Annotated in this window: 13 protein-coding genes; 3 read left to right on the top strand and 10 right to left on the bottom strand. The window is 32.4% G+C overall.

Annotated features, from left to right (window positions below; all coding sequences use genetic code 11):
* Positions 1-12: 12 nt before the first annotated feature.
* The 7 genes from IPK06_15590 to IPK06_15560 form a co-directional block, all read right to left on the bottom strand.
* Positions 13-525: a YeeE/YedE family protein gene (locus tag IPK06_15590; protein ID MBK7981397.1), complete on the bottom strand. Its 513-nt coding sequence runs from the start codon at positions 523-525 to the stop codon at positions 13-15.
* Positions 525-1,169, bottom strand: a complete 645-nt coding sequence (locus tag IPK06_15585; protein MBK7981396.1) for a cytochrome b/b6 domain-containing protein — start codon at positions 1,167-1,169, stop codon at positions 525-527. Before IPK06_15585 ends, IPK06_15590 begins: the two co-directional genes overlap by 1 nt.
* Complete coding sequence (locus IPK06_15580) at positions 1,162-2,745, bottom strand: tetrathionate reductase family octaheme c-type cytochrome (GenBank protein MBK7981395.1); 1,584 nt, start codon at positions 2,743-2,745, stop codon at positions 1,162-1,164. Before IPK06_15580 ends, IPK06_15585 begins: the two co-directional genes overlap by 8 nt.
* Positions 2,746-2,970: 225 nt before the next feature.
* Complete coding sequence (locus tag IPK06_15575; protein ID MBK7981394.1) at positions 2,971-4,887, bottom strand: hypothetical protein; 1,917 nt, start codon at positions 4,885-4,887, stop codon at positions 2,971-2,973.
* A gap of 78 nt (positions 4,888-4,965) precedes the next feature.
* Positions 4,966-5,586, bottom strand: a complete 621-nt coding sequence (locus IPK06_15570; protein MBK7981393.1) for a molybdenum cofactor guanylyltransferase — start codon at positions 5,584-5,586, stop codon at positions 4,966-4,968.
* A gap of 66 nt (positions 5,587-5,652) precedes the next feature.
* The gene (locus IPK06_15565; protein MBK7981392.1) at positions 5,653-6,201 is read right to left on the bottom strand and encodes an RsbRD N-terminal domain-containing protein; all 549 of its coding nucleotides are present in this window, start codon (positions 6,199-6,201) and stop codon (positions 5,653-5,655) included.
* A gap of 25 nt (positions 6,202-6,226) precedes the next feature.
* Positions 6,227-6,799 carry a hypothetical protein gene (locus tag IPK06_15560; GenBank protein ID MBK7981391.1) on the bottom strand — a complete coding sequence of 191 codons (573 nt, stop codon included), beginning with the start codon at positions 6,797-6,799 and terminating at the stop codon, positions 6,227-6,229.
* Positions 6,800-6,951: 152 nt separating this feature from the next.
* Between IPK06_15560 and IPK06_15555 the strand changes: the two genes are divergently transcribed.
* Entirely contained in the window at positions 6,952-7,743 is a 792-nt protein-coding gene (locus IPK06_15555; GenBank protein ID MBK7981390.1) for an alpha/beta fold hydrolase, read from the top strand.
* On the opposite strand, the gene IPK06_15550 is transcribed toward IPK06_15555, so the two are convergent.
* Both IPK06_15550 and rfaD read right to left on the bottom strand, forming a co-directional pair.
* Entirely contained in the window at positions 7,740-8,198 is a 459-nt protein-coding gene (locus IPK06_15550; GenBank protein MBK7981389.1) for an 8-oxo-dGTP diphosphatase, read from the bottom strand. The genes IPK06_15555 and IPK06_15550 overlap by 4 nt on opposite strands.
* A gap of 95 nt (positions 8,199-8,293) precedes the next feature.
* Positions 8,294-9,265, bottom strand: a complete 972-nt coding sequence (gene rfaD / locus IPK06_15545; GenBank protein ID MBK7981388.1) for an ADP-glyceromanno-heptose 6-epimerase — start codon at positions 9,263-9,265, stop codon at positions 8,294-8,296.
* A gap of 97 nt (positions 9,266-9,362) precedes the next feature.
* On the opposite strand from rfaD, the gene metH reads away from it, so the two are divergent.
* A complete protein-coding gene (gene metH, locus IPK06_15540) occupies positions 9,363-13,025 on the top strand; it encodes a methionine synthase (protein ID MBK7981387.1) in 3,663 nt (1,220 codons plus the stop codon).
* A gap of 63 nt (positions 13,026-13,088) precedes the next feature.
* Here metH and IPK06_15535 read toward each other — a convergent pair whose 3' ends face one another.
* Positions 13,089-14,612 carry a serine hydrolase gene (locus tag IPK06_15535; GenBank protein ID MBK7981386.1) on the bottom strand — a complete coding sequence of 508 codons (1,524 nt, stop codon included), beginning with the start codon at positions 14,610-14,612 and terminating at the stop codon, positions 13,089-13,091.
* A 266-nt stretch (positions 14,613-14,878) separates the two neighbouring features.
* Between IPK06_15535 and IPK06_15530 the strand changes: the two genes are divergently transcribed.
* Positions 14,879-16,030: a T9SS type A sorting domain-containing protein gene (locus IPK06_15530; protein ID MBK7981385.1), complete on the top strand. Its 1,152-nt coding sequence runs from the start codon at positions 14,879-14,881 to the stop codon at positions 16,028-16,030.
* Positions 16,031-16,159: the final 129 nt, after the last annotated feature.

Here is a 16,159-nt window from a genome sequence, read left to right as displayed (position 1 = left end):
TTTAAATTCTCCTTATATCCAAAATTTTCTAAAAAAATACGCGAACAAATATGCGCCGCCGAAAATAGCAACCATAGTTAAAATTCCTCCGGTTGAAAGAACTGCCATTCCGCTTAACGCCGCTCCGCTTGTACAACCTCTTCCTAACTGAGCACCAAATCCAAATAATAATCCGCCCGTAATTGCGCCGAAAATTCTAATTTTGGAATTTATTCTCGGACCGTGTTCAAGAGTTAAATTCAACCTTTCTGAAACTAAACCGGAAATAAATGCGCCAATTAAAACTCCAATAACTTCAAAAACCAGCCATGATTTTAGCGGACTACCGGTATGTTCGGATGAATATTCTTTGTAGAATTTTGTATTTTCGGCATGCTGAGGAACAGCTGATTCCACAAGCTGAACCGTTACACTTTTAACCGCGCCGCTCGCGCCTAATCCTCTGCCGGTAATATAAATAGTTGCAACTAAAAGAAGTCCCAATAAAAATCCGGCTAAATAAGGATTCATATATTTTTTCTGCATTACTTTGTCTCCTTTAAATTTATTATTTCTGCATCTTCATGTTCCAATTCCTCATATCCTGTTAGCATTGCTTTCAAGTTAGTTGTAATTTTTTCACCTGTTGTAATTAAATAAAGATGTACAATTAAAAATGAAACAAGAAATAATGCCGCTATGGTATGAACTACCGCAATTATCTCCAAAGATTCAATATTTAAAAATCTTATTTCATGTCGTTGAGGATAACGATAAAGCATATAAAGAAGTCCTGATGTAACTGAAAGCGGGATTACTAAAATTTTTAAACCAAAATAAGTTAATTTCTGCATTGGATTTAATTTACTAAGAACAGTTTTTTTTGTCGGGTGCGGAGCGTTTTTAAATATTCCAAAAAGATAGAATTGAACTTGAGCGATAATGTTTTTATAAGTAGGAATATACTGCCTCCATTCTCCGGTTGTAAAATGCCAGAAAATTGCAAAAACTATTAATACAATAAATAAATAAGCGGCAATATTGTGATATTTAACTGCTTGTTCAAATCCAAAAAACTCATAAGAACCGTGAATCTCAAAACCTGTAAAGCCGAGAAAAATAATTAAAATCGACTGTACCCAATGCCAAAATCTTTCAAAGGATTTATATACATAAACTTTTTTAGTCATTTTTTTTAACTCCATTATTTAATTTTTTTTCAGCATAAATTCTTAAAGAACCATGGATTGCTATTCCAAGTAAAGACAATAGAATTGTCCATTTGCCGATTGTGTCCACTACTTTTGAGTAGTCTCTGCCCGGAATATAAAAATCATTTAAATTTGCCAATCTTCCGTTTTCTCTTGTATGACATTCCGCGCATTTTACTGAATTCTCCGCCGAAGACACTTGATGGTTAACGGGCCAGTTCATTTCAGTTTTAATGAAAGAAACTTTTCCGCTGAAAGGCAGATCGGCATCTTTCATTCCTTCAGCACTTGAAGTTTTCCAATCGAAATCCTGCCAAAATGCTCCTTCTCCTTTTTGATCGGCATATAGTTTCGGCTGTATTAAAATTTTATTTATTGGATCATAAGGCTGAATTGCTCTATGTACTTTTACAGGAATTATTTTAGATTCAGGATCGGAGTAAGATCCGTGAAGCTCATTCATTACCAAAGATTTTGTTGTATCTTCAATTTTATCTCCTTCCAAATAATGTGATGCAGTTCCGTTAAACCATTGATACTCCGGTTTTACGTGATCATTCCATGTAAAGCTTCCTTTGATTGAAAGATAAGTATGGTTTCCTAAACTATCGTCTTCTTCGTAAGGTTCGCCGTTTTTCAATTTACCCGCAGTCGACCAATCCCATGTCATTTTGGTTGACTTACCTTTTGCGTAAACCGGAATATGACAAGTTTGACAAGCAACCTTTAACGTATGCTCATTTAATATTTCATTTTCATGAGGTGTTGAAGTATGACAGTCTTCACAGAAAATTCTATTATGATTCATTGACGAAAGTGAATACATTTTTCCGCCGATTGTATGCTGTTTGGTTGTATGACAGTCAACGCATTGCAAGTCCATTTCCGCGGTATTCATATGAATATCAATTTCCCCGCTTGGTTCGAACATATCGCTGCTCAAGTCCCCATGTTTAACATTGTCTCCGCCGCCGCCAAAAAAATGACACACACCGCAATTTGTTCTTTTGGGTTTGCCCACATTCTGTGCGATTTTATTAAAATCCAATGTTTCTACGGGCGCTCCGCCTTTGTTTTGGGCTTTTGCATATGTTTCGGTATTATCATGGCAAACTAAACAATCAATATTATTTGCGTCGGTAAATGATTTACCGTTTTCATCCATTCCGTATCCAATGTGACATTTCGCGCAGCTTTTAACATTTCCCTGAGTTCCTATGCAAAAATTGTTCATTACATTCTTTTTACCAATTGAAACAATTCCTCGTCCTTCAATAAATTCTTCTCTTTCCCAGTTCCAGTGATTAGAATGCATAACTTCTTCGTGACGTTTGTTGTGGCATGAAATACATTCAGCAGTAACTTCTCTCGGAGAATTAAATTTTTTCTGCAAACCGGAAAACTTTGAATGATCAACTGAGGCAATATGTTTTTCCGAATATTTGGTTTTTAGTTTATCTAATACTGTTTCCTCGCTGCTTTTAGTGGTAAGCGTTCCAATTGCAACAATTATTATCAAAACCAAAACTCCTAACGAACCAATAATTTTTTTCATAAAAAGTAAATTTCCAATTTTAATTTATAAACTAAAATATTGGAAATACTTCCATCAAATAGTCTGCCAATTATTTTTATTATTTTATGCTATAAAACAAATAATTTTTCAAAACTCTTCTTATTTGTGGGAATTTTAGATATTTCATAATTACTTTAGGGAATAAAAGGATATTGTAGATTTTTTATTTTAGGCTATAAAGTTTATTCGGGATTAATGAAATTTCTACCAGCTTGGAAGTACGCAATTTGAAGATAACTTTTTAAGCTGATTCTCAAAATTTGATAATGATTCCGTCATAATTTTAGAATCTGATCTATGGCATGCTAAACATGCGCCGACCGTTAATATTTTCTTTTGCTCATCAATGGAAAAAGGACGAATATTCTTTCTTGTACTAAAATTTTTATCTCCGGATCTTAAAAATCCAATCCAGGCATCTTCGGGTAAATTGTCAAATTCGACTAATTTAAAATTCGGTTTGAAAATCCATTTTCCAATATTTTTGTGAATTATAAATTCCAGTTTTCCCCTTCCGTAGCCAAGCGCCAATGAATTATTATGACATGATTCACAACTTCTGCTTTCTTTTCTTATTGTATGCGCGACAGATGGGGCAAAAAATCTTTTAAATATTATTCCTTTATTTTCTTTGTTAAATTTTGATTTATCTAAAGTCATTATCATACCCGGAACAAATGTATCAACACTTCTTTCAGTTTTTTCGTTTTCCTTCGTTTCCTTTATTCCCAATGTGGGCAATTCTGAAAAATATTCTCCGTTATATTCAACCCAAGAGGAATTTATCATTTTATTATCCAACAGATCAAACCCTTGAATTCCCGTTTCAAATGCGGTATGACAGCCAATGCATTGCGGAACCCATGCGGTATGACAGCTATTGCACGATAATGATCTATGAGCTTTTGAATTATTGCACTCAAATTTCGGCGGTTTTAAATCGTAGACTTTTTTTGTCCGTTTTCCATTTAATTTTGCACTATGATTATTTCTAACCTCAGTATTTATTAAAGGTGTTTGAGATTTATTTACCTTAATAAAATCTCTTTCATCGTCATTTATTCCATTTACTTCGGCTATTTTTTTTGATTCAAAATCGAACTCACTTAATTTCATCGCGGAAAAATTTTCACTATGGCAATCTTCACAGCTTATTAATATTTGTTCTTCTTTATGTTCAAATGATTTTCCGTTTCCCATAACTTCATACGAAATATGACAATCGACACAAACCAACCCCGCGTTATAATGAACATCCGGAATTTTCTTTTGAAATATTCTGCCGTCGTCAAGTAATCTAAAATTAATATTATCAACAATTTTTTTATCAATAAATCCCGTTTCATGCCATCCTTCATAATTTGTTGATATTCTGCCCGAACGGCTGTGGCATCCGAAACAATGATCGTTTGTAACATTAATTGTAAGCGAAGGATGAAATTTTATTAATGCTGAATCTCGTTTTTGCTCCCGCATTAATTTGTAAGTTTCCAATTCATGTTCAGCTTCTATAGAATAATTTAAATGACAAGCGTTGCATCCGCCGCCGCGTGATAATTCCGTTATTATTCCATATTCTTTTTTTTCATTTCCAAGATGACACGAAGCGCATAAATTACGTAAGTGAGATTCGGAAGCTGAATTCCCAATTTTTTCGATATTGAATTTTCCGGAAGGTTCTTTTAATTCGTCAAACGCGAATTTATTTACGCTTATAATTCCGGACATTGTAGACATAAGTGAAGAATCAACTCTTTCGGAAATTCCGGGATGACAATTTGTTTTTCCGCATGTTAATTTTGCGTTTTCTAAATTGCCGGGGATTCTAATCATTCCGGCGTGTGCAAGATCTTTTAATTTATCCTTTGTATTTCCTAAGTGACAAGAACTGCAGCCTATCTTTTGCGGATTGTGATATTTTGAAAATCCTTTAACTTCACCATGGCATTGAACACAACTTTCTGAAATTGCGGTTATATTTTTTGCGGATGATTGATCTTGGTATAATTTTACCCAATTGATCTTAAAGACAAAATAATAAATAACAAAAACAATCAATAAGCTTCCGAAAATTACTAAAACATATTTTTCTAATGTTTTATGATCTAACTTTAAGTTCAAATTCCGATCTCAATTTAATTAGAAAATTATCCTCTGATTTTTATCATATTCTAAAACAGTATTCAACATAAATTTTTATCATAATTTTTTAAATTTATTTAAGGCAAATTTGAAATCTTCAATAGTATTCATATTAAAAACAATATCTTCATTAAAAAATGATTGCTTGGATATTTCAATAAATCTCGTGTTAACAGAATTAATTAGATCAAAAAGTTTGATCTTTGTTTTTCCGGTTTCATTATAATTTATTGGTACTTGCTTAAGTAATTCTTCAATTTTTGGCAGGCAGTTTTTTTTATATACGGCGCAAAGCGAATGAATGTTTTTATTTGATTTTGGAATTAAAATATCTTCTTCAGAAATTTGCCTAATCAGAAAATTTATTAAATCAGAAGTTACGAACGGCATATCGCAAGAAATTATAAAATTATTTTCAGTATCAGAATTTACTAAACCGGAATGAATTCCAGATAAAGGTCCGAATCCGCGGTAAATATCTTCATGAATTTCTACATTCAAAAAATTATAATTCAGCGGATCATTAGTTATCAAAATTATTTTATTAAAAATTCTTTTAAGCAGATTGTAAATATCTTCAATAATTGGAACATCTGTTATTTTCAGAAGTGCTTTGTCCTCACCAATTCTTGAACTTTTTCCGCCGGATAATAAAATCGCGGTTATCTCGTGATTCATAGTTTTACTTGAATAAAAAAATTCCGACTTAAAGCCGGAATTAAATTTTGAAGTATTTCTTAATATTTATACGTGACGCCAAATAAATTCGTCGTCCTCAAGTTTTTCAGCGTCGAGTTTTCCTTTTGTGAGCAAACTTTTCAAATCTTCTTTTGAAATTGATTTATCATCATTTATACTGTTTAAAAGTTCGTTAAAATATCCTTTTGTAATTGAGAAATTCGCGAGATCGAAATAATCATTAAACACGCTCATAATTTTTGTGGCGTTAGAAGTTTCAAAAGCACCCGTTACTTTATCGCGCCAATCAATTCTACTCCAAAATATTTTCTTTAGTAAATAAACCGCGTAATGTACTTCAGTTAAAGGAAACCGTTCTCTAAATCGTGAAGCTCCGACATTCTCAAAATAGTCTTCAGCACTTTTATTGGTTGCACCGTCTTTCAGCCATTCGCTTAAATAGGAAAAAACTGCTTCACCTCTTTTTGTTGTTTCCTTATCATTAAAGGTTTTGTAGGTTTTTAAATATTCAGAATTTCTAACTTCTGTCAGCCATTCTCGTTTAAGTTCTTCAATTTGGTCATCAACAATTTTGGATAAATTTCTTGCCAACATTTTACCTCCCCAAAAAAATTTTTATCTATCTTATTATTCCAATGCTTAATGCTTCACTATACATTTTTTCTTTTACTGTTTTTATACTTTCTTGGTATAAAGCACCGCTAACAAACATCTGCTCTAATTCATCTTTTTCAAATTTATTTGAATCGGCTAATTTAATGTAAAGATTTTCATTATATCCTTTAATAATATAAAAATTACCCAGATCAAAATAATTATTTATAACGGTCATAAACTCAATGGCGTCATAAGCTTTAAGAATTCCTGCAACTTCATCCTTCCAAGCTACGTAACTCCATAAAACTTTTTTCTCCAGATGCAAAGCGTAATAAACTTCTGTTAAAGGCGCGCCTTCGTTTATTCTATCTTCGCCAATTTTCTTAAAGTAAACAGCGGCGTCATCATTTGATGCGCCTTTTAAAAGCCAATTTAACAAATTATTAAAAAGAACATATCCTCTTAAATAAAGTTCCTTCTCTTCTAATTTTTGATACGAACTTAAATATTCGGATTTCTTTACTTCCTGTACCCAAGTTTTTGTAAGATCATTTAAATGACTTTCAACTATCGCAATTAAACTTTCGTAAACCATTTTATCCTCCCGTTTATTTTAGATAATAAAATGTTACTATGATGAATATCATACTTATTTATCTTGTTAAAATCAAGTACATAATTTTCATTAATTATGTATTCAAAGGAAATAAAAGAATGTTATATTTGAATAAAATATTTGAGGCTGATATGGAAATTATTATCAATGATCTACGAGTTTTTTTGGAAGGCGACAATAAGAATAAATCAATTATTTTTTTGCACGGCTTTCCTTATGACCATACAATGTGGGATGAACAGGTAAATTTTCTAAAAGATAAATTTTATTGCGTAAGATATGATATTCGCGGTTTGGGAAATAGTCCCGCCGGTAACGGACAATTTACAATGGACTCTTTTGTTGATGATTTGTTTTCAATAGTAGATGAATTGAAATTGGATAAGCCAATTATTTGCGGACTTTCAATGGGCGGATACATTACTTTTCGGGCATTGGAAATTGATCAGTCAAAATTTTCAGCGGTAATCTTAATGGATACAAGATCTGAAAGCGATAATAACGAAGGAAAAATTAAAAGACAAAACGGAATCGCAAAGATTAATAAAGAAGGCGTAATTGCTTTTGTCGATGGCTTTGTTCCGACTTGCTTCTGGGAAGATACTATCAAGAACAATCCAAATCTTTACAATACTGTATTGAATAAATCCAGAAAAAGCAACTCAATCGGCGTAAAAGGAAGTCTGATTGCAATGTTAAGCAGAACAGATACAACTTCAACGCTAAAGAATATTAGTCTGCCAACTTTGGTAATTTGCGGAGAATTTGATAAACTAACACCGCCAAATGTAATGAAAATTATTGCTGATGAAATTAAAGACGCAAAGTTTGCAGAAATTAAAAACTCAGGACATATGACGCCGCTTGAACAGCCGGATGAAATTAATAAAAATATTATGACATTTTTAGAAGGAATTTTCTAATAAAATATTACTGAATAATCTATATATTTTCCATTTTCGTAATTGAATTTTGCGCTGAAAATTTTATCATTGAAAAGCCAGGGAATAAATATTTTATCACCTTCCCATAAATTCAGCTCATTTAGTTTTTCATTTGGTATCCACTCCAGCCTGCCTTCGGGAGAATCAATTAAATTTCCTTCAAAGTCGTTAAAAACATAAAGCCAAACGTACCAATCATCTTTTCCATCAAACATTGGAAAAGTAATGTGACCTTTTAAAACCGGATCTTTTACTTTTAATCCCGATTCTTCAAATACTTCACGAATCGCGCATTCTTCCGGTGCTTCACCTTGTTCAAATTTTCCGCCAAGTCCGTTCCATTTCCCTTCATGATAATCATTTTCTTTTTTATTTCTATAAAGCATAAGTGTTTTATTATCATTCATTACATAACAAAGAGTCGCAAGTTTCATAAGTTTTAATTGAATTGAAAAATGAAAAAATATAAATCAAAAAATAAAATTAAAATGATACAAGTAAGCTTTAGATCTATTCAACTTTACAATTTTTAATTTGTTAAGTGTCTTTCCTTGATCAAATATTCTTTAACATAATCGTCAATTGAATTTTCCATGGAAATTATTTCTTTGTTATAACCGGCATTTCTTATTTTATCAATTTTCGCTTCTGTAAAATATTGATACTTCCCTCTTAAAATTTCCGGCATTTCTATAAACTCAATATTTGTTTTAATATTCATTGCTTTAAAAATAGAACCAACTAAATCAACCCAAGTTCTTGTTTTTCCGGTTCCTACATTGAATAAACCATTTTTGTCTTTATTTAAATAAAAATGAATAGTCATTTCTACCGCGTCTTTTATATATATAAAATCACGCATTTGTTTTCCGTCTTCATAATTTGGCAAATATGACTTAAACAAATTTACTTTTCCTGTTTCTTTTATTTGTCCAAACGCTTTATGAACAATGCTTCTCATATCGCCTTTGTGATATTCGTTCGGACCAAAAACATTAAAGTATTTTATACCAACAATTTTATCGTCGATTTTAAGTTTCTTTGCCCAAAGATCAAACATGTGTTTGGAATATCCATACATGTTCAGCGGTTTAAGAATTTCTAATTTTTCTTCATCATCATCATAACCGTTTTCGCCATTGCCGTAAGTGGCCGCACTGGATGCGTATATAAATTTTACATTATTTTCTAATGAATATTCGGCTAATGTTTTTGTGTACTTAAAATTATTATACAGCAAATAATCCGCGTCTTTTTCTGTAGTTGAAGAGCAAGCACCCAAATGAAAAATTGTATCAATATTTTCAAACGAATTTTCGGTTATTAATTCTAAAAATTCATCTTTATGAAAAATGTCCAAATATTTTAAACCCACTAAATTTTTCCATTTTTCACTTTCACCAAGATGATCAACAATAATAATATCATCAATTCCCATATCGTTCAATTTCCAAACAATTGCGCTTCCAATAAATCCGGCTCCGCCGGTTACAATAATCATTTTAACTCCTATCCGTATATAATGTAAAGTAAAGTTATAAAATTTCATTAAATTATATTTTTAAAAAATCGATAAATAGTCAGAAAGTCAGGAGAAAATGCAATTCGATATATTAAGTGAAATTCTTAGTCAAAGGATATTAATCCTTGACGGCGCAATGGGGAGTTTGATTCAACGTTATAAATTGACTGAATCCGACTTTAAAGGTGAAAGATTTAAAGATCATGCAAAATCACTGCGCGGCGATAATGATCTGCTCTCAATTACTCAGCCGCATGTTATTAAGGAAATTCATAAACTTTATCTTGAAGCAGGCGCAGATATTATTGAGACAAATACTTTTAACGCGACTTCAATATCTCAAGCCGATTACGGCATGGAACACGTAATTTATGATATGAATTTTGCGTCGGCAAAATTAGCAAAAGAAACTGCAAATATTTATACCGCTAAAAACTCCCAAAAGCCGAGATTTGTGGCGGGTTCTATTGGTCCAACAAATAAAACGCTTTCAATGTCATCCAAAGTTGAGGATCCGGGAGCCAGAGATTTAACTTTTGATGAAATGAAAAATTCATATTATGATCAAGTAAGAGGATTAGTCGATGGCGGAGTAGATATTCTTTTGGTTGAAACAATTACCGATACTTTAAACGCAAAATCCGCACTGTTTGCCATTCATCAATATTTTGCCGAAAAAAATATTTTGCTTCCGATAATGATTTCAGGAACAATTGTAGATCAAAGCGGAAGAACTCTATCCGGACAAACATTCGAAGCATTTTGGAATTCCATTTCGCATACTCAAAATTTATTGAGTGTTGGTTTAAATTGTTCTTTAGGTCCAAAACAAATGCGTCCTTTCATTCAAGAAATTTCCGATTTAGCAAGCTGCTTTGTAAGTATTTATCCAAACGCGGGACTGCCGAACGAATTTGGCAATTATGATGAAACTCCGAATCAAATGTATGAAGTCTTGGCAAAATATGCCGAATACGGAAATTTCAACATTGTAGGCGGATGCTGCGGAACCACTCCGGAACATATAAAAGTATTCTCGGAAATTGCCAAAGAATTCAAACCCAGAATTCCAAAAGAGAAAAGTAAGCTGCTTTCTTTAAGCGGATTAGAACCATTAGTTGTTCGTCCGGATTCTAATTTTATTAATATCGGAGAACGAACAAATGTGATGGGTTCAAAGAAATTCGCGAGATTAATAAAAGAAGATAAATATTCAGATGCATTAAGCGTATCAAGAGAACAAGTCGATAACGGCGCTCAAGTCATTGATATAAATATGGACGACGCAATGATCGATGCCGAATCGGCAATAACAAAATTTTTAAATTTAATCGCATCAGAGCCGGATATCGCAAAAGTGCCGATTATGCTGGACTCATCAAAATGGAATGTAATTGAAGCAGGACTTAAATGCCTTCAGGGAAAAGGAATTGTAAATTCAATAAGTTTAAAAGAAGGCGAAGAAATTTTTAAGTACCACGCGAGAAAAGTTTTAAATTACGGTTCAGCCGTAATAGTTATGGCTTTTGATGAAATCGGTCAAGCTGATTCTTATGAACGCAAGATCGAAATCTGCAGCAGAGCTTATAAAATATTAACGGAAGAAATAAATTTCCCTCCTGAGGATATTATTTTTGATCCTAATATTTTTGCAATAGCGACCGGAATTAAAGAGCACAACAATTATGCGGTTGATTTCATTAATGCAACAAAATGGATAAAGCAAAATCTTCCTTACGCAAAAGTTTCCGGCGGAGTAAGTAATTTATCATTTTCATTCAGAGGCAATGATACAGTGCGCGAAGCAATGCACTCTGCATTTTTGTATCACGCTATAAAAGCCGGAATGGATATGGGAATTGTCAATGCCGGTCAACTTGGCATTTATGAGGAAATTCCTAAACATTTACTTGAACTTGTTGAAGATGTTATATTAAACCGCCGGGAAGACGCGACAGAAAGACTGATAGAATTTGCGCAGCAGATTGACAAAAAGGAAAGATCAGAAATAAAAATTGATGAGTGGCGAAATTTATCGATTGAAGAAAGGCTGAAACATTCTTTGATTAAAGGAATTGATACATTCATAATTAACGATATTGAAGAAGCAAGAATTAAAATTAAATCACCGCTACAGGTTATTGAAGGTCCTTTAATGGACGGCATGAACATAATCGGTGATTTATTCGGCTCGGGTAAAATGTTTTTGCCTCAAGTTGTAAAAAGTGCCCGCGTAATGAAAAAAGCTGTCGCGTATCTAATTCCTTATATTGAAGAGGAACAAAGATCGACGGGAGAAATTAAAAAAGCCGGAAAGATTTTGCTCGCGACTGTTAAAGGTGATGTTCATGATATTGGCAAAAATATTGTAGGCGTTGTTTTAAACTGCAACAACTACGATATTATTGACCTTGGTGTTATGGTGCCTTCAGAAAATATAATTTCAAAAGCAAAGGAAGAAAATGTTGATATTATTGGTTTAAGCGGATTGATAACTCCATCGCTTGATGAAATGATACATGTGGCAAAGGAATTAGAAAGAGAAAAAATGAATTTACCTTTATTGATTGGAGGAGCTACAACTTCCAAAGTGCATACAGCGGTAAAAATTGATGAAAATTATTCCGGAAATGTAATTCATGTTTTGGACGCTTCAAAAGCTGTTGCCGTAGCGGGAAAATTACTTAACGTTAATTCAAAAGAAAATTTTGTAAACGAAGTTGCCTCCGAATATGAGACAATAAGAGTTCAGCATAAAAGGAAAAATAATAATCAAAATTTAATTTCTATTGTTGAAGCAAGAAAAAATAAATTGGTTTTGGATTGGGGTAAAATTCAAATAACTGAACCAAATAACTTTGATTTAATTATTGATAACGAAGTCCCGCTTGAAAAATTAAGGGATTACATCGATTGGACACCGCTCTTTATAACTTGGGAATTGAAAGGAAAATATCCTTCAATATTTGAAAATAAAGATTACGGCGGCGAAGCAAAAAAACTTTTTGATGACGCGAATAAATTATTGGACAAAATAATTTCCGAAAAATTATTGACTGCAAAAAGCGTATGTAAAATTTTCCAGGCAAACAGTGTTGAAGATGATATCCAGCTTTTTGAAAATGGAAAAGTTGTTTCAACATTGCATACTTTAAGACAACAGACAGATAAAAACAATAAATTCCCGAATTTGGCATTGGCTGATTTTATTTCTCCGCTAAATTTAGGCGAAAAAGATTATATTGGACTATTTGCGGTTACCGCTGGAATCGGTTCAAAAAAATTGGTAAAAGAATTTGAAGCGAATCATGATGATTATAACGCTATTATGGTTAAAGCTTTGGCAGATAGATTAGCCGAAGCTAACGCTGAATTACTTCATAAAAAAGTTAGAACCGAAATTTGGGGATACGCGAAAAGCGAAAATCTATTGAATGACGATTTAATTAAAGAAAAATATATTGGGATTCGTCCCGCGCCAGGTTATCCGGCACAGCCTGATCATACAGAAAAATTTACACTGTTTAATTTACTTGATATCGAAAAAAATACCGGTATAACTCTAACGGAAAATTTAGCGATGGATCCGCCTGCTTCAATATGCGGATTATACTTTGCTAATCCGGAATCAAAATATTTTTCCGTTGGTAATATTCTTAATGATCAAGTTGAAGATTACGCTAAAAGAAAAAATATGAAAACAGAAGAAGTTGAAAAATGGCTGCGACAGATTATTTAAATATCTAAGCAGTTATTTTCATTTTTATATAATTTAAATTCTACATTATATTTTGTGCCTTTTTCAATTAGCTGTTTTAACAAATTTATATGCTTGATAATCAACAAAATCATCAACGTATAAATCAAATGAATTTACTTTTCCGTTATTTAAGTAAAATTGAAAAACCTTTTTTCCGTAAGTCGGATCAGAATAAGTACAGAAAAATCTGTTATTACCAATATACTCTAACTTTCCCGTTAATTTGGAATGGTGTTCTAATTTAAGCTCAAGAGTATTTTTAACTTTCTTTAATTCCGCAAAACCGTATACTTCATTTTCATATTTGCCTTCAAAATTTTCCAATTTGGTTTCTGCTTCAATATTCATTTTAACCGAATCTTGAATTTCATTTAGTCTGTGCTTTTTTGTTTCTCTTTCTTTTAATTCAGCATTAAAATACGTCATATCATAATTTCTAATAGGCAGCTCTAAAAATGCGTCTAAAATTTCCCATCGAAGAGACCAAAAAAGCGCGTTTTGATCGGTATTTGTTAGTACAACAATTCCAAGATTTTCTTCCGGCATTAATGTTACCGAAGTCAAAAATCCGTTTACTCCTCCGGTATGAGAAATTATTTCTCTTCCTTCATAATCCTGCAGTTCCCATCCCATTCCATATAATGTATAATGAGTTCTATTATACGGATGTCTAACGCGTTTTTCAATTGTTAATGGCTGTCGCGTTTTTTGAATTACGGAATAAGGAATTATTTTTTCGCCTTTGTATTTTCCACTGTCAAGCTGCGCGATAACCCAATGACTCAAATCGTGTATTGATGAACCAATGCTTCCGGCAGGAGCGAGATTATCAATATTCTGAAGTTCAAGCAAAGTCATTTTATCGTTTACAAAACTATGAGGCTTAGCAATGTTTACTCGGTTTTTAAAATCTTGAGAATAAGCAATTGTTCTATTCATATCTAACGGAGTAAAAATTTTAGTTTGTAAAAAGTCGCCCCACGTTTTTTCCGCAATCTTTTCAATTACTTTTCCGGCAATTACAAATCCGGCGTTTGTATATCCGTATTTAGTTCTAAAGCCGTATTTTGGCGTAAGCAATCCAAATTTGGCAATAACTTCATCACTTGAAAGATCGGAAGTCCAATAAATAAAATCACCTTGAAAAGTTTCCATTCCAATACGATGAGAAACAATATCTTGCAAGTTCAGTTCATTGTTTACCCACTTATCTTTCATTTTAAAATCAGGCAGATATTTAATTACTTTATCATCGAGTTTTAATTTCTGTTCAAGTTCAAGCAATGCCAAAGCCGTTCCGGTAAACGCTTTTGTGTTTGAGCCGATCATAAATAAAGTATTTTCATCAACCTTATTTTGTTTACCCAATTCAGTAACGCCGTATCCTTTTTGGAATACAACTTTCCCGTCTTTTACAATTAAAACGGCGGCTCCGGGAATTTCCCAATTCTTCATTCCTCTTTCAATATAAAAATCCAAACTGTCGTTTATAAAATTCGGCAGCTGTGCGTTTATTTCTAAAGCCATTATTGTTAGGAATAAAAAGATAAATCGAAGTCTTTTCATTTTATATCCTTTATGTTTTTCTGCAAAAATAGAAATATTTCTTAAATTTATTAAAGTTTCATAGGAATTTTATCATTTAATTACACATTAATTTCACAAACTGATTTGAATTTTCCCAGTAATAACATATCAAAACGATAATTTCTACAAGTAATTTTTACTTATTTTTTTTTAAGTTAAATAAACTATATTAATTATATTACATTTTTAAGCTTGGTTTAATTTTTGTTATATCTTAATTACGGCAATATTTAATTGAGGTTTTAATGAAAACAAAATTTCTTATCATAATTTCACTTTCCTATTTATTTTCAAATCAATTTTTTGCGCAAGGAATTAAGGCAGATCATAACTGCACAAAAATTAATCAAATATCTGAAACAGCAATTATAGCGGCTAAAGAAAATTTACACATCGCTTACGGACACACATCGCATGGAAGTCAGATTATTTCAGGAATGGAAAATCTTGATAATTTTATGGGCGGTAACGGTTTATATAATTTCCATAATGGAGGCGATGAAGGATATCTTGATATTGATGATTATTTCGTTTACGGCGATTTGGGAAATCCCGACCTCACAACATGGGCAGAACTAACACGAACTTATTTAAACGATTCGCAAAATTCCGACGTTAATGTTGTGATGTGGTCTTGGTGCGGTGAAGTCAGCTCGGCCTCGGTTGAAGATATAAATACTTATTTGGATTTGATGGCGGAGCTTGAATCCGATTTCCCAAATGTTAAATTTGTTTATATGACTGGACATCTCGACGGTTCAGGTTTAGAAGGAAATCTGCATTTAAGAAATCAGCAAATTAGAGATTATTGCTCGGTCAATAATAAAATTTTATTTGATTTTGAAGATATTGAATCTTATGATCCGGACGGTAAATATTTCGGCGATAAATATCCGACAGATAATTGCGATTACGATTCAGATGGTAATGGATCTCAAGACGCAAATTGGGCAGTTGAATGGCAGAATACGCATACTGAAAATGTTGACTGGTATTATTGCGACGCGGCTCATTCTCAATCCTTAAACGGAAATCAAAAAGCCTATGCGGCTTGGTGGCTTTGGGCTAAAATTGCCGGATGGAATGATGCAACTTCCGCACAAAAACAAATCAATTTCACATTATATATTTTAGGAAACAATTATCCGAATCCTTTTAATCCTTCAACTAAAATTGATTTTACAATAGCGCAAAACGAAAATGTAAGATTAGAGATATATAATTCGCTTGGTCAATTGGTTAAAAGCTTGCTGAATGAAAATCTTTCGCATGGAAATCATTCCGTTATTTGGAATGGTGATAATTTTGAATACGCTAAAGTATCTTCAGGCGTTTACATTTATAAACTTCATACTGACAATTTCACACAATCCAAAATTATGATAATGCAGAAATGACATTTAAAAATTCCCCATGTGTTTAAGCATTGGGGAATTTTCACTTTTCCAAAATATCTAAGTTTTAATAGAAACTGAAATCAAAAAATAATAACTATATTTTCATATAGATTTATTTTCTTCGTTGGA

Source organism: Ignavibacteriota bacterium (assembly GCA_016713565.1).
Classification (GTDB): domain Bacteria; phylum Bacteroidota; class Ignavibacteria; order Ignavibacteriales; family Melioribacteraceae.
This window is presented reverse-complemented; position numbering and strand designations above follow the sequence as displayed.

Excerpts from the sequence above, each read along its gene's own strand:
- IPK06_15550 (MBK7981389.1), bottom strand. The coding sequence starts at position 8,198 with ATGAAACTTGCGACTCTTTGTTATGTAATGAATGATAATAAAACACTT.
- IPK06_15535 (MBK7981386.1), bottom strand. The coding sequence starts at position 14,612 with ATGAAAAGACTTCGATTTATCTTTTTATTCCTAACAATAATGGCTTTA.
- IPK06_15565 (MBK7981392.1), bottom strand. The coding sequence starts at position 6,201 with ATGTTGGCAAGAAATTTATCCAAAATTGTTGATGACCAAATTGAAGAA.
- IPK06_15570 (MBK7981393.1), bottom strand. The coding sequence starts at position 5,586 with ATGAATCACGAGATAACCGCGATTTTATTATCCGGCGGAAAAAGTTCA.
- metH (MBK7981387.1), top strand. The coding sequence starts at position 9,363 with ATGCAATTCGATATATTAAGTGAAATTCTTAGTCAAAGGATATTAATC.
- IPK06_15530 (MBK7981385.1), top strand. The coding sequence starts at position 14,879 with ATGAAAACAAAATTTCTTATCATAATTTCACTTTCCTATTTATTTTCA.
- IPK06_15585 (MBK7981396.1), bottom strand. The coding sequence starts at position 1,169 with ATGACTAAAAAAGTTTATGTATATAAATCCTTTGAAAGATTTTGGCAT.
- IPK06_15590 (MBK7981397.1), bottom strand. The coding sequence starts at position 525 with ATGCAGAAAAAATATATGAATCCTTATTTAGCCGGATTTTTATTGGGA.
- IPK06_15560 (MBK7981391.1), bottom strand. The coding sequence starts at position 6,799 with ATGGTTTACGAAAGTTTAATTGCGATAGTTGAAAGTCATTTAAATGAT.
- IPK06_15555 (MBK7981390.1), top strand. The coding sequence starts at position 6,952 with ATGGAAATTATTATCAATGATCTACGAGTTTTTTTGGAAGGCGACAAT.
- rfaD (MBK7981388.1), bottom strand. The coding sequence starts at position 9,265 with ATGATTATTGTAACCGGCGGAGCCGGATTTATTGGAAGCGCAATTGTT.
- IPK06_15580 (MBK7981395.1), bottom strand. The coding sequence starts at position 2,745 with ATGAAAAAAATTATTGGTTCGTTAGGAGTTTTGGTTTTGATAATAATT.